Source organism: Streptomyces sp. NA04227 (assembly GCF_013364195.1).
Classification (GTDB): Bacteria; Actinomycetota; Actinomycetes; order Streptomycetales; family Streptomycetaceae; genus Streptomyces.
The window spans coordinates 7,419,844-7,433,948 of sequence record NZ_CP054918.1 but is presented as its reverse complement, the minus strand read 5'-3'; the positions used below and the strand labels follow the sequence as shown (position 1 = coordinate 7,433,948).

The 14,105-nt window shown below is 69.4% G+C and carries 10 protein-coding genes; 4 read left to right on the top strand and 6 right to left on the bottom strand.

Translation table 11 applies throughout. The features are described 5' to 3' along the window. The first annotated feature begins 423 nt into the window (after positions 1-423). Positions 424-1,944, top strand: coding sequence for a M1 family metallopeptidase (locus HUT18_RS31255; protein WP_176103863.1), 1,521 nt, complete (start codon positions 424-426; stop codon positions 1,942-1,944). A 93-nt stretch (positions 1,945-2,037) separates the two neighbouring features. Here the strand turns inward: HUT18_RS31255 and HUT18_RS31250 are convergent, their stop codons facing one another. Beyond that, a complete protein-coding gene (locus tag HUT18_RS31250; RefSeq protein ID WP_176103862.1) occupies positions 2,038-2,661 on the bottom strand; it encodes a TetR/AcrR family transcriptional regulator in 624 nt (207 codons plus the stop codon). Positions 2,662-2,912: 251 nt separating this feature from the next. Here HUT18_RS31250 and HUT18_RS31245 point away from each other — a divergent pair, with 251 nt between their 5' ends. Beyond that, complete coding sequence (locus HUT18_RS31245; protein WP_176103861.1) at positions 2,913-3,809, top strand: oxygenase MpaB family protein; 897 nt, start codon at positions 2,913-2,915, stop codon at positions 3,807-3,809. A gap of 76 nt (positions 3,810-3,885) precedes the next feature. Here the strand turns inward: HUT18_RS31245 and HUT18_RS31240 are convergent, their stop codons facing one another. Continuing rightward, entirely contained in the window at positions 3,886-5,331 is a 1,446-nt protein-coding gene (locus HUT18_RS31240; RefSeq protein WP_176103860.1) for an amino acid permease, read from the bottom strand. Between the two features lie 304 nt (positions 5,332-5,635). On the opposite strand from HUT18_RS31240, the gene HUT18_RS31235 reads away from it, so the two are divergent. Further along, entirely contained in the window at positions 5,636-6,364 is a 729-nt protein-coding gene (locus tag HUT18_RS31235; RefSeq protein ID WP_176103859.1) for a MerR family transcriptional regulator, read from the top strand. A gap of 164 nt (positions 6,365-6,528) precedes the next feature. On the opposite strand, the gene HUT18_RS31230 is transcribed toward HUT18_RS31235, so the two are convergent. The 4 genes from HUT18_RS31230 to HUT18_RS31215 all read right to left on the bottom strand — a co-directional run bounded on the left by HUT18_RS31230 (position 6,529) and on the right by HUT18_RS31215 (position 12,449). Then, complete coding sequence (locus tag HUT18_RS31230) at positions 6,529-8,700, bottom strand: 3-hydroxyacyl-CoA dehydrogenase NAD-binding domain-containing protein (RefSeq protein ID WP_176103858.1); 2,172 nt, start codon at positions 8,698-8,700, stop codon at positions 6,529-6,531. A gap of 42 nt (positions 8,701-8,742) precedes the next feature. Continuing rightward, a complete protein-coding gene (locus HUT18_RS31225; protein WP_176103857.1) occupies positions 8,743-9,957 on the bottom strand; it encodes an acetyl-CoA C-acetyltransferase in 1,215 nt (404 codons plus the stop codon). Positions 9,958-10,024: 67 nt separating this feature from the next. Then, the gene (locus HUT18_RS31220; RefSeq protein ID WP_176103856.1) at positions 10,025-11,167 is read right to left on the bottom strand and encodes an acyl-CoA dehydrogenase family protein; all 1,143 of its coding nucleotides are present in this window, start codon (positions 11,165-11,167) and stop codon (positions 10,025-10,027) included. A gap of 154 nt (positions 11,168-11,321) precedes the next feature. Next, complete coding sequence (locus HUT18_RS31215) at positions 11,322-12,449, bottom strand: CaiB/BaiF CoA-transferase family protein (protein WP_254878890.1); 1,128 nt, start codon at positions 12,447-12,449, stop codon at positions 11,322-11,324. Between the two features lie 256 nt (positions 12,450-12,705). On the opposite strand from HUT18_RS31215, the gene HUT18_RS31210 reads away from it, so the two are divergent. Further along, positions 12,706-13,971, top strand: coding sequence for an IS30 family transposase (locus HUT18_RS31210; RefSeq protein ID WP_254878889.1), 1,266 nt, complete (start codon positions 12,706-12,708; stop codon positions 13,969-13,971). Positions 13,972-14,105 lie beyond the last annotated feature (134 nt).

The following is a 14,105-nucleotide window of genomic DNA, read 5'->3' as shown; positions in this document are numbered from 1 at the left end:
CCTCCGGTGAGATCCGCGGTCGCGCCCTCGTCCGCTCCTTTGTCGTCCTGCCTCACGGGCGGCACCTTTCATACTTTTTAGTCATGTGCTGTTGTTTGTCCGAGTTCGTTACGTATTCAGCTGTTTCACTTGTTTCGGCATACCACATAGCGGGCCATAAGCCACCCATTCGACCGATCGGTCAACGGCATGGAGCGGGCCGATGTCCGGCGCCTACCCCGATACCTCCAAGCAATTCCAGCCAGTTCGTACAAGCTGTTCGATAGCCGTGCGGCGGCCGTACAGCGCGGAAATACCGGAAGCAACGCGCGGAGATGTCGGCCCGATGTCAGTCCTGTGGCGCACGAGACCGTAGACACGACAGGGACAGGGGGGCTGAATATGCTCCAACACATCTTGTGTCCCCCACCACTTGGAGAATTCGTGCACCGCAGACTCCTCGTCCCGGGCGTCCTCGCCACCGGTCTGCTGCTGGCGCTCCCCGCGTCGGCGGCCGACTACACCCCCGGGGCTCCGAGCATCGGCGACTCGTACTACCCCGCCGCCGGCAACGGCGGGTATGACGTTTCGCACTACGACCTGAGGCTCAAGTACCAGCCGAAGACCGACCTGCTCGAGGGCACCGCGACGATCCTCGCGACCACCAAGCAGGACCTGTCCCGGTTCAATCTGGACTTCGCGCTGAAGGTCACCGACGTCCGCGTCAACGGTGAGAAGGCGCGGTTCAAGAAGACCGGTCAGCAGGAGCTGGAGATCACTCCGGCCCAGGGCCTGCCCAAGGACACGCCCCTGACCGTCGTCGTGCGCTACGCCGACAAGCCGTCCACCGTGAAGATCAACGACTGGACCGCCTGGGTGCGCACGCCGGACGGCGCAGTCGCCGCGCAGGAGCCGGAGTCCGCGGCCTGGTGGTTCCCCTCGAACGACCACCCGCTGGACAAGGCCAGCTACGACGTCTCCGTCTCGGTCCCCGACGGCACTCAGGCGATCTCCAACGGCACGTTGCAGTCGACGAGTTCGAAGGCCGGGTGGACGCGCTACAGCTGGCGCTCCCCCAAGCCGCAGGCCTCGTACCTGACCACGCTGGCGGTCGGCAAGTTCGACATCACCACCGGCAAGACGTCCAGCGGCCTGCCCATCGTCAACGCGTACAGCAAGGACCTCGGTGAGAACGCGGGCGCGGCGCGGGCCAGCATCGAGCGCACCGGCGAGGCGGCGGAGTTCCTGGAGCAGTACTTCGGCCCCTACCCGTTCAACGCGCTCGGCGGCTACGTACCGAACGTGAAGAGCGGCTTCGCGCTGGAGACGCAGACCCGGCCGTTCTACAGCCCCAAGCAGTTCGCCAAGGGCTCGAACGTCTCCGTCGTGGTGCACGAGCTGGCCCACCAGTGGTACGGCGACAGCGTCTCGCTCGGCGCCTGGTCGGACATCTGGCTGAACGAGGGCTTCGCCAGCTACGCGCAGTGGCTGTGGTCGGAGGCCCAGGGCGAGGGCACCACCCAGGAGATCGCGGACTACGTCTACGACTCCTACCCGGCCGACGACGAGTTCTGGACGGTCAAGCCGGGCGACCCGGGCCCGGACAAGCAGTTCGACGGCGCGGTGTACGACCGCGGCGCGCTGACCGTGCAGGCGCTGCGCAACGAGGTCGGCGACAAGGCCTTCTTCGAGATCCTCAAGGGCTGGCCCACCGAGCGCGCCCACGGCAACGCCCGGATCCCGGAATTCGTCGCGTACGCGGAGAAGGTCTCCGGCAAGCAGCTCGACGAGCTCTTCGACACCTGGCTGTTCCAGCCCACCCGGCCGGAGAAGTCCAAGGCGAAGGCGGCCGGTCTGTCCCTGCGCTCCGGTGCCCCCATCGAGGCACCCAAGGGCTGGAAGCAGATCGAGGCGGTGCACGAGCTGCACGGCCACGGCGGCAAGTGCGCCTGCGGCAAGCACTGATCCCCGCCCCGTACGACATCCGTGGCCTCCGGTTCCGACCGGGGGCCACGGCCTTTTCGGCACCCTGCGCACACCGTGCGGCACGGGCTGCCCTCAACTCGCGAGCAGGGGAACCAGATAGCGGCGGGCGAAGGCCCGCGCGCCCTCCTCGCTGTCCAGGTCGAAGCAGGTCTCCGGATTCAGCAGGAACGACACGGTGATACGGACCATCAGCTCGGCCACCGCGGTGGCGCCGCCGACCGGCAGGCCCTCGGCGCGGCGTTCCTCGTCCAGGCGCCGGGCGACGTAGTCGCGCATCGCCCGCAGGACGGGGCCGCCGTCGACGGTGAGGTACGGCAGCAGGGTCTCGGGCTCCGACTCCAGCATGCCGCCGATGAGTTCGTGCTCACGGATGTGCCGCAGGACGGCCACGAAGCCCTCGGTCACCCGCTCCTGGACCGACGGCAACGGACCCATCGCCGCGTCCAGGTCCTCGACGAAACGGCGGTACTCGCGCAGCAGACAGGCCGAGACCACGGCCTCCTTGTTGCCGACCCGGCGGTAGACGGTGACCCGTGCGATCCCGGCCGCGCGGGCGACGTCGTCGACCGTGGTGCGCCGCAGTCCGAAGCGGATCAACTGCTCGCGCGCGGCGTCCAGGACGCGCTCGGTGACCTCGTCCGTCTCGGGCCTGCGGCCCGCCGCCCGCACGGGCCGCCCCACATGTGTACGCGTCATGCGCCGCCACCCCTCTCGCCCCGCGAGCCGCCCCGGACAGGTGCCCGACCCTAGCCCACGCCCGGTTCGGTCCGAACCCCTTGACGCAACAATGAAACAGATTCATCGTCAGTGTTGCATCTCGCCGGAGCGATCCGCCCCGCCGGGCCCCAAGAGGTGCGTATGGAAAGGGAGTTGTGCGTCCGGACGTCGGCGCACGGAAGAGCGCGGCCCGGCAGCCCGAGCCCGTGCACCCGCCGAGGAGGACCCCCGTGGGCCGCTACAGCCGACTGCGCGCCATCCGCCGCATGGACCCAGAGCGCGACCACGCACAGATCACCCGCTGGATCACCCAGTACGAATTCCCCTGGGACTACCGCCAGGGTGTCTCGGTCGCCTTCCTGCGCGACTTCGGTGTCCCCCGAATCTCCCAACTCCTCGACCGCACCCAGGAGTTCGAGAAGGCCGGGCAGAAGCGCTACGACGACACCCTGCTCTTCGGCTACGAGATGACCGAGGAGGGTCCCGGATCGCAGCGGAGCCGGGCGGCGGTGCGGCACCTCAACCGCATCCACGCCCGGTACCGCATCCCCAACGAGGACTTCCTCTACGTCCTGGCCACCACGATCGTCGGGCCCAAGCGCTGGATCGACCGGTTCGGCTGGCGGCCGCTGTGCGAGGTCGAGAGGGAGGCACTGGCGGTCAGCGCGGCGACGACGGGACGCATGATGGGCATCGAGAACGTGCCGGCCCGCTACGCGGATTTCGAGAAGTTCCACGACGACTACGAGCGGGCGAGGTACGCCTACGACCCCGCCAACCACCGGGTGGCGGGCGCCACTTTCCGCACCGTGGCGGCCTGGTACCCGGCTCTCCTGCGCCCACTGGTCGCCCGGGTCCTGCTGGCGCTGCTCGACCGGCCGCTGCTTGAGGCGCTGGGCTACCCCGAGCAGCCCCGCCGCACGCGCCGTCTCGTGGCCGGTGCCCTGCGCGCGCGGGCGCTGCTGGTACGGCTCGGACCGGCGCGGCCGGAGTCACGGCCCGCGCGTGTCCGGGTGCGCTCGTACCCCTTCGGTTACACCCTGGACGACCTCGGCCCGGCCTGGGCCCAGAGCCGTCCGCTGGAGCCGCTGCCCTGGGATCCCGCGAAGCCGGGACCCCGCGGCTGACCCGCGGCACCCGAGAACGACCGTGCGGCCCGACCCCCCGAGGGTCCGGCCGCACGGTCGACGTCGCGAGGACGGATCAGGTCTCGAGCGAGTTCCTGGTCCGGCGCCGGATGGCGTACCAGCCCGCGACCAGGGCCGCGGAGATGATCGGGATCAGGTAGAGGGTCTTGCGGCCCACCTCCGGGTCCTTCCACATCAGGCCGAGCACGGAGAGCAGGAAGGCGATGGTGACGATCTCGGTGACCGGGCTGCCCCAGAGCCGGAACGTCGGCCGGGTGACCAGGCCCTGCTTGGACCGCCGGACGAAGGCCAGGTGACAGATCATGATGATCACCCAGGTGCTGATGATGCCGAGCGAGGCGATGTTCAGCACGATCTCGAACGCCTGGCCCGGCACCAGGTAGTTCAGCCCGACGCCGAGGACGCACACGGCCGAGGTCAGCATGATGCCGCCGTAGGGCACCTGGCTGCGGTTCATCCGGGCGGTGAACTTCGGGGCCGAGCCCGCCATGGCCATCGAGCGCAGGATGCGGCCGGTGGAGTACAGGCCCGAGTTGAGGCTGGACATGGCCGCGGTCAGGACGACCAGGTTCATCACGTCACCGGCCGCCGGCACGCCGATCTTGGACAGGACCGTCACGAACGGGCTCTGGTCGGCCGAGTACATCGAGCCGGGCAGCAGCAGGGCGAGCAGGACGACGGAGCCGACGTAGAACAGGCCCACGCGCCACATGATCGAGTTCACCGCGCGCGGCACGACCTTCTGCGGTTCGGCGGTCTCGCCCGCCGCGACGCCCACCAGCTCCAGCGAGGCGTAGGCGAAGACGACGCCCTGCATCACCAGGACGACCGGCAAAACGCCGTGCGGCATCAGACCGCCGTTGTCGGTGATGACGTGCAGGCCAGGGGTCTGGCCGCCCACCTCGTGCTGGGTCATCAGCAGGAAGATGCCGATGAACATGAAGGCGACGAGCGCGGCCACCTTGATGATCGCGAACCAGAACTCCATCTCGCCGAAGATCTTCACCGAGATGAGGTTGAGCGCGAGCACCACGGCCAGCGCGATCAGGGCCAGCGTCCACTGCGGGATGTCCGTGAACAGGCTCCAGTAGTGCGTGTAGAGCGCGATCGCGGTGATGTCGGCGATACCGGTGGTGGACCAGTTGACGAAGTACATCCACCCGGCGACGTATGCCCCCTTCTCACCGAGGAACTCCCGCGCGTACGAGACGAAGGAGCCCGAGGAGGGCCGGTACAGGACCAGCTCACCGAGGGCGCGCACCACGAAGAAGGCGAAGATTCCGCAGACCAGGTAGGCGATGGCGAGGGCGGGACCGGCGTCGTGCATACGGCCGCCGGCGCCGAGGAAGAGTCCGGTGCCGATCGCGCCGCCGATGGCGATCATGTTGACGTGCCGGGCCTTGAGGTCCTTGCTGTAACCGGCATCGCCCGCGTCGTGGGGCGTGGCGGCAGCGTCCGTCCGGGACACGGGCACAGCCGTGTCGAGGGCTTCCTTGCTCACAGGGGTGGTTCCACTCTCTGGTACGCGGAGGTTCTCCGGTGTCCTGATGTGCCACGGTCCATGCCGAAGGGTGTGCGGCACGGACCGTCGGCCACTCTCACCCCCACCTGCCCGATCACGCGGTGCGCCAGATCACATCGACGGATATCTCACATATTGAGCAGGGTCTGTACGGGAACCCCACAGAGGGGTAATGACGCCCGCTCCCCGGGAATTACGCGCCCGCGACTTTCACAACTCTGGTGAGACAGCAATACTGTTGAACCAGCAGGGGAAGTACCCAGCCCGAACCGAGGAGCCAGCCATGACGAGCGACACCGCGGAGCCCGTGCTCACGGTCGACGAGCTGGCGGCGCGCGCGGGCGTGACGGTCCGGACGATCCGCTTCTACAGCACCCGCGGACTGCTGCCGCCCCCGGTCATCGGTCCGCGCCGGGTCGGTCACTACGGGCCCGCGCATCTCTCGCGGCTCGCGCTCATCGAGGAATTGCAGCACCAGGGAATGACGCTGGCCGGGATCGAACGTTACCTGGAACAGCTTCCCGAGGACCTGAGTGCCCACGATCTGGCCATCCACCGGGCGCTGGTCTCCTCCTGGACGCCGGAGAGCACCGAGCGGGTCGACGTGGCGGAGCTGCGCAAGCGGGCCGGGCGGGGGCTGTCCGCGACGGACCTGGAACGGCTCGTCGCGATGAACATCATCCGCCGCACCGACGACCCGGAGGTCTTTGACTCCGACCCCGGGCTGCTCAGGCTCGGCGTGGAGATGGTCGACGTCCCCATTCCCATCGAGACCATCCTCGCGGCGCAGACCGTACTGATCGAGCACACCCGTGCGGTCGCGCAGGAGCTGTCCCGGCTGTTCCGCGAGGAGGTCTGGGACGCCGGACGCGAGGGCGCCTCCGAGCAGGAGCACACCGCCGCGATGAAGTCCCTCTCCGCCCATATGCAGCCGCTGATCGTCCAAGCCATGCTGACCGCCTTCCAGCGGTCCATGCGCGAGGAGATCCGGGGCTGGCTCACCAAGGACTGACGGGCGGGGGCGCCGACGCCCGCGCGCCGAGCGGCGGCCCCAGACACCCGCAGAACGCCACCACGCCCCCGGTCGCGCCGCTGATGCGGTACGACCGGGGGCGTCCGGCGTTACGGGGGCCGTCAGGCGTCGGCCGTCGGGCAGCACACCGTCGGGCGTGACCGTCAGGCGTCGCTGAACTTCTCGCCCTTCTCGGCCTTCTCCACCAGCAGCGCGGTCGGCTCGAAGCGCTCGCCGTAGGTCGCGGCCAGCTCACGGGCCCGGGCCACGAAGCCGGGCAGACCGCCCTCGTAACCGTTGATGTACTGGAGCACACCGCCGGTCCAGGCCGGGAAGCCGATGCCCATGATCGAACCGATGTTGGCGTCGGCGACCGAGGTCAGCACGCCCTCCTCGATGAGCCGGACGGTGTCCAGCGCCTCGGAGAAGAGCATGCGCTCCTGCATGTCCTTGAACGGGATCTCGTGGCCCGGCTTGGTGAAGTGCTCGCGCAGGCCCGGCCACAGGGCGGTGCGCTTGCCGTCCTCGTAGTCGTAGAACCCGGCGCCGCCGCTGCGTCCCGGGCGCTCGAACTCCTCCACCATGCGGTCGATGACCTGCTCGGCGGGGTGCACGATCCAGGTGCCGCCCTCCGCCTCGATGGCCGCCTTGGTCTCCAGGCGGATCTTGCGCGGCAGGGTCAGGGTCAGCTCGTCCATCAGGGACAGGACCTTGGCCGGGTAACCGGCCTGGGCCGCGGCCTGCTCGACGGAGGCGGGCTCGATGCCCTCGCCGACCATCGACACACCCTCGTTGATGAAGTGGCCGATGACGCGCGAGGTGAAGAAGCCGCGCGAGTCGTTGACGACGATCGGCGTCTTGCTGATCTGGCGGACCAGGTCGAAGGCGCGGGCCAGCGCCTCGTCGCCGGTGCGCTCGCCCTTGATGATCTCGACCAGCGGCATCTTGTCGACCGGCGAGAAGAAGTGCAGGCCGATGAAGTCCTCCTGCCGCTTCACACCCTCGGCGAGGCCGGTGATCGGCAGCGTGGAGGTGTTGGAGCACAGCAGCGCGTCGGGAGCGACGACGTCCTGGATCTCCTGGAACACCTTGTGCTTGAGCTCGGTACTCTCGAAGACCGCCTCGATCACCGCGTCGCAGCCCGCGAGGTCGGCCGCCTCGGCGGTCGGCGTGATCCGGGCGAGCAGCGCGTCCGCCTTCTCCTGCGTGGTGCGGCCCTTGGCGACGGCCTTGGCGCACAGGCCCTCCGAGTACGCCTTGCCCTTGGCGGCGGCCTCGGCGCTGACGTCCTTGAGGACGACCTCGATACCGGCCCGTGCGCAGGAGTACGCGATGCCCGCGCCCATCATGCCCGCGCCGAGCACGGCGACCTTGCGGACCTCGCTCTTGTCGATGTCCTTCGGGCGGTTCGCACCGGAGTTGACGGCCTGGAGGTCGAAGAAGAAGGCCTGGATCATGTTCTTCGAGACCTGACCGGCGGCCAGCTCCACGAAGTAGCGGGCCTCGATCTTCTCGGCGGTCGCGAAGTCGACCAGGGTGCCCTCGACCGCGGCGGCCAGGATGTTGCGCACGGCCGGGTAGTTGGCGCCCGCGGTCTGCTTGCGCAGGTTGGCCGGGAAGGCCGGCAGGTTGGCCGCGAAGGACGGGTTCTTCGGGGTGCCGCCGGGGATCTTGTAGCCGGGCTTGTCCCAGGGCTGCGCCGACTCGGGGTTGGCGTCGACGAAGGCGCGGGCCTTGGCGATCAGTTCCTCGGGGGTCGCGGCGAGCTCGTGCACCAGACCGTTGTCGAGGGCGCGCTTCGGGTTGTACTGGGTGCCCTGGACCAGCACCTTCAGGAGCGCGTCGGCGATGCCGAGCAGGCGCACCGTACGCACCACGCCACCGCCGCCGGGCAGCAGGCCGAGGGTGACCTCGGGCAGGCCGATCTTGGAGCCGGAGGCGTCGAGGGCGACCCGGTGGTGACAGGCCAGCGCGATCTCGTAACCGCCGCCCAGGGCCGCGCCGTTGATGGCCGCGACGACCGGGACGCCGAGGGTCTCGATGCGGCGCAGGTCGCGCTTGATCTCCAGGCCGCCCTCGTAGACGAGCTGGGCCGTCTCGGGGGTGACCTGGATCAGGTCGCGCAGGTCGCCGCCCGCGAAGAAGGTCTTCTTGGCGGAGGTGAAGATGACGCCCCGCACGGACTCCTTCTCGGCCTCCAGACGGTCGGCGATCGCCGTCAGGGAGGTGCGGAAGGCCGCGTTCATGGTGTTCGCGGACTGGTCGGGGTCGTCGAGAACGAGGGTGACGACGCCGGTCTCGTCCTGTTCCCAGCGGATGGTGGTGCTCTCGGTCATGAAGGATTCTCCGTTTGCGGATCCGGAAGGGACGGGACGGGGTCAGAGACGCTCGACGATGGTGGCGATGCCCATGCCACCGCCGACGCACAGCGTGACCAGGCCGAAGCGCTTGTCCTGCCGCTCCAGTTCGTCGATGACGGTGCCGAGCAGCATGGCGCCGGTGGCGCCCAGCGGGTGGCCGAGCGCGATGGCGCCGCCGTTGACGTTGACCTTGTCGATCGTGGTGCCCATGTCGCGGACGAAGCGCAGCGCGACCGCGGCGAAGGCTTCGTTCATCTCGATCAGGTCGATGTCGTCGATCGTGAGCCCGGCGAGCGCGAGCGCCTTGCGGCTGGCGGGCGCGGGGCCGGTGAGCATGATGGTCGGCTCGGAGCCGGAGACGGCCGCGGCGACGATACGGGCGCGCGGGGTCAGGCCGTAGCGCTCGCCGACCTCCTTGTTGCCGATCGCCACGAGCGAGGCACCGTCCACGATGCCCGAGGAGTTGCCCGCGTGGTGGACGTGGTCGATCTTCTCGACCCAGTGGTAGTTCTGCAGCGCCACCGCGTCGAAGCCGCCGAGCTCGCCGATGTCGGCGAAGGAGGGCTTGAGCTTGGCGAGGGTCTCGGCGGTGGTGCCGGGACGCAGGTACTCGTCGCGGTCCAGGACGGTCAGTCCGGTGCGGTCGAGCACGGGCACGACGGACCGGTCGAAGCGGCCCTCCTTCTGCGCGGTCGCGGCACGCTCCTGGGAGAGCGCGGCGAACTCGTCGACGTCGGCGCGGGTCCAGCCGCCGATCGTGGCGATGAGGTCGGCGCCGATGCCCTGCGGGACGAAGTTGGTCTCCAGGTTGGTCATCGGGTCGCCGAACCAGGCACCGCCGTCGGAGCCCATCGCGACCCGCGACATCGACTCGACGCCGCCGGCGAGGACCAGGCTCTCCCAGCCCGAACGCACCTTCGCGGCGGCCATGTTGACCGCCTCCAGGCCGGAGGCGCAGAACCTGTTCTCCTGCACACCGGCGACCGTGTCGGGCAGCCCGGCCGCGATGGCGGCGATACGGGCGATGTCCGAACCCTGCTCGCCGATCGGGCTGACGACACCGAGCACGATGTCGTCGATGGCCGCCGGGTCCAGGTTCGGGAATCGGGTGCGCAGCTCCTTGATGAGCCCGACGACCAGGTCGATCGGCTTGGTTCCGTGCAGGGCTCCGTTGGCCTTGCCGCGGCCGCGCGGGGTGCGGATCGCGTCGTAGACATACGCTTCGGTGGTCAAGACAGCAGCCTTTCGTACGTACGAGGGTTGAGTTCGGGGTGAGCCGGTGCCCGTCGGGGCGGCCGGCTCAGTTCAGCAGCGAACGGCCGATGATCTCCTTCATGATCTCCGTGGTGCCGCCGTAGATCGTCTGGATCCGGCCGTCGGTGAAGGCCCTGGCCACCGGATACTCGGTCATGTAGCCGTACCCGCCGTGCAGTTGCAGGCACCGGTCGGCGACACGCTTTTGCAGTTCGGTCGACCACCACTTGGCCATCGAGGCGTTGACCGCGTCGAGGGCGCCGTCGGAGTGCTCGGTGATGCAGCGGTCGAGGTAGGCCCGGGTGACCGCGCACTCGGTGGCCATCTCGGCTATCTCGAAGCGGATGTGCTGGAACTTGGCCAGCGGGCGGCCGAAGGCCTCGCGCTCCTTGATGTACGTGGTGGTGATGTCGACCAGGTGCTCGGACGCGGTGATCGCCGCCATCGCGATGGCGAGCCGTTCCTGAGCGAGGTTGGTCATCAGGTGCAGGAACGCGCCGTTGAGCTCGCCGAGCAGGTTCTCCTTGGGCACCCGCACGTCGTTGAAGAACAACTCGGCGGTGTCCTGCGACTTCTGGCCGATCTTGTCGAGGTTGCGGCCCCGCTCGAAGCCCTCCATGCCGCGCTCGACGACGATCAGGGACAGACCGTGCGCGCCGCCCTCGGGGGTGGTCCTGGCGACCACCACGACGAGGTCGGAGAGGATCCCGTTGGAGATGAAGGTCTTGGAACCGTTCAGCACCCAGTGGTCGCCGTGGTCCTCCGCGGTGGTGCGGATGCCCTGGAGGTCGGATCCGGCGCCCGGCTCGGTCATGGCGATGGCCGTGATGATCTCGCCCGAGCAGAACCCGGGCAGCCAGCGGCGCTTCTGCTCGTCGGTGGCCAGCGAGGTCAGGTACGGGCCGATGATGTCGTTGTGCAGCCCGATGGCCAGTCCGGCCGCCCCGGCCTTGGTGAACTCCTCGGCGAGGACCGCGCTGTAGCGGAAGTCGGCCATCCCGCCGCCGCCGTACTCCTCGGGCACGGCCAGGCCCAGCAGCCCCTGACGGCCCGCGGCCAGCCATGCCTCGCGGGAGACGATGCCGTCCTTCTCCCACTGTTCGTAGTGCGGCAGCACCTCCTTGGCGAGGAAGGTGCGCACCGTCTCGCGGAACGCCTCGTGCTCGGGCTCGAAGATCACGCGCTTCAAGGGGTCCTCCTGTGCGGGCGGCCGGTGTACTGCGCCGCCGGTCCTGGACGGTTTCGGTGAGCCCGGCGAGGCGTGCGCCCGCGGGAAGGGTGCGGGGCACCCGGGCACGCGTGGTGCGGCAGGCTCCGGCGGGTGGCGGGGCCGGGGGCGGACATCAGCCCGCGTCCTTCGCGAGCTGCGGGACGCCCCAGTCGCGGGCGACCTCGGTGTTCGCGGCGCCCGGCCGGGCCGGGCCGCTGCGTACGGTGGCGGGGGTGGCCGAGAAGCGCGGCGCGGGCGCGGCCTGGGTGATGCCCTCGTGCTCCACGAAGGTCCCCCGCGCGCTCAGATGCGGGTGTGCGGGCGCCTCGGACATCGAGAGTACCGGCGCCACGCAGGCGTCCGACTTCTCGAACACCTCGGTCCACTCCGTCCGGGTACGGGTCCTGAAGCGTGCCGCGATCGACTCGCGCAGGCTGTCCCAGCGCCCGAAGTCGTCCCGGGCCGCGGCCTCCTCACCCAGGCCGAGGAGCTCGCCGAACTCCGCGTAGAACTGGGGCTCCAGGGCACCCACGGCCATGTACTGCCCGTCGGAGGTCTCGTAGATCCCGTAGAAGGGCGCACCGCCGTCGAGCAGGTTCACCCCGCGCCGGTCCTGCCAGACTCCGGCCGCGGCCATGCCGTGGATCATGGACGCCAGATGGGCGGCGCCGTCCACGATGGCGGCGTCGACGACCTGGCCGGTGCCGGTGGTGCGGGCGTGCTGGAGGGCGGCGAGCAGGCCGACCACCAGGTAGAGGGAGCCGCCCGCGAAGTCGCCGAGCAGGTTCACGGGGATGGCCGGTGCCTCGTCCGGCTTGCCGATCATGCCGAGGGTGCCGGTGATGGCGATGTAGCCGAGGTCGTGTCCGGCCCGGTCGGCCAGCGGCCCGTCCTGTCCCCAGCCGGTCATCCGTCCGTAGACGAGGCGCGGGTTGCGGGCGAGGCACTCCTCGGGGCCGACGCCGAGCCGCTCGGCCACCCCCGGGCGGTAGCCCTCGATCAGGATGTCGGCGCGCTGCACCAGGTCGAGCACGGTGGCGGGGCCGTCCGCGGCCTTGAGGTCGAGGGCCACGGAGCGCTTGTTGCGGTTGGTGACGTCGAACTTCGGATCGATGCCGATACCGCCGCGGGGGCGTTCGACACGTACGACGTCCGCCCCCAGGTCGGCCAGGAGCATCGCTGCGAACGGACCGGGCCCTATCCCGGCCAGCTCGACCACACGCACACCCGCGAGCGGGCCTTGTCCGGGCGGCTCTGCCACTGTTCTCCACACCCCTCAGCAATGTGACACCATCGATGTAACACTGTTGATGTTATGAACCCGGACGCCACCGCACAAGCCCTTCGCGAGCAAGCGCTCAGTAAGTTTTCCGGGGCCGCGCCAGGGGCGGAAGCCGGGCCGCCGGGACCGACTCCGTCGCACGTGAGGGCCTGCCCGAAGGCCGGCGGGCATGACGAAACCCCCGGCGATCTTCAGTTCAAGAGGTCGTTGCAACACCCGTCCGTAGGGAGTTGCAGTGGACTTCGATGTCAGGGAGGACCGTCGGCCGCAGGGGCCCAGGAAGCTCCTGAAAGAGCGTGAGCTCTACCTTTCCCTTGTGGATCAAGGAATGGGCAACGCGCAGGCCTGCCGGATCGTGGGGGTCCACGATCGGACTGGCAGGGAGTGGCGGTACGGACGGCCGAAGGGCCGGGTGAAGAGACCGCGGCCGAAGGCGAAAGATGCGCCCTCGGTCGCGGTCCGTGCCGTCAGGACCGCGAAGACGCGGCTGATCGAGGTCCGCGGGGACTCCCGGTATCTCGGTGAGGACGAGCGGATACACATCGCCGACCGGCTGCGGGAGAAGGCCACTGTCCGTGCCATCGCGGCCGAGCTGGGCCGCAGCCCCTCGACCATCAGCCGGGAGATCCGCCGCAATCGGCACCCCGTGAACGGCCAGTACCGGCCACACGCCGCGCACGCCCGGGCACGGGCCAGGCGGCCCCGCCCCAAGGGCGGGAAGATCGCTGCGTGTCTGCTGCTGCGTGACACCATCCAGTCGTGGCTGGGGCTGAAGTGGAGTCCCGAGCAGATCAGCCGGAGCCTGCGCCTGCACTTCCCCGACCAGCCGGAGATGCACGTGTCGCACGAGACGATCTACCAGGCGCTCTACGTCCAGGGCCGGGGCGAGCTGCGCCGTGAGCTCACGAAGGCACTGCGCACCGGCCGAACCCTGCGCAAGCCTCAACGCCGTCCCGACCAGCGGATTCCGCGCTTTCCGGCGCCGATGGTGATGATCAGCGACAGGCCGGCTGAGGTCGAGGACCGGGCCGTTCCCGGCCACTGGGAGGGAGACTTGATCATCGGCAAGGACAACGGCTCCGCGATCGGCACGCTGGTCGAGCGGACCACCCGCTACGTGATGCTGGTCCACTTGCCCGGCAACCGCGACACCCTCACCGTCCGCGACGCGCTGATCGACACGGTCAGCACGCTCCCGGCCCACCTGCGGCGGTCGCTGACCTGGGACCAGGGCTCGGAGATGGGCCTGCACCACCAGTTCTCCATGGCCACGGGCATGCCGGTCTACTTCTGCGAGCCCTCCAGCCCCTGGCAGCGCGGATCGAACGAGAACACGAACGGGCTGCTGCGGCAGTACTTCCCGAAGGGCACCGACCTGTCCCGGCACAGCCGTGAGCGCCTGGACGCCGTCGCCACCGAACTCAACGGCCGTCCACGCAAAACGCTCGGCTGGGAAACCCCAGCCGAGCGCCTCGCTAAGCTCCTCACAACAGCCGCATGACCAGCGGTGTTGCCACGACACCTTGAATTCGCCCTCCGGCGTCGGGGGTTGGTCAGTGCTCAGAGCACCGAAGGTTCTGATGGCGCCTCATGGAGGCCGCTGCGGGCAGCGTGCTCAATGGCCGCGAAGCGCTC

Excerpts from the sequence above, each read along its gene's own strand:
- HUT18_RS31250 (WP_176103862.1), bottom strand. The coding sequence starts at position 2,661 with ATGACGCGTACACATGTGGGGCGGCCCGTGCGGGCGGCGGGCCGCAGG.
- HUT18_RS31235 (WP_176103859.1), top strand. The coding sequence starts at position 5,636 with ATGACGAGCGACACCGCGGAGCCCGTGCTCACGGTCGACGAGCTGGCG.
- HUT18_RS31230 (WP_176103858.1), bottom strand. The coding sequence starts at position 8,700 with ATGACCGAGAGCACCACCATCCGCTGGGAACAGGACGAGACCGGCGTC.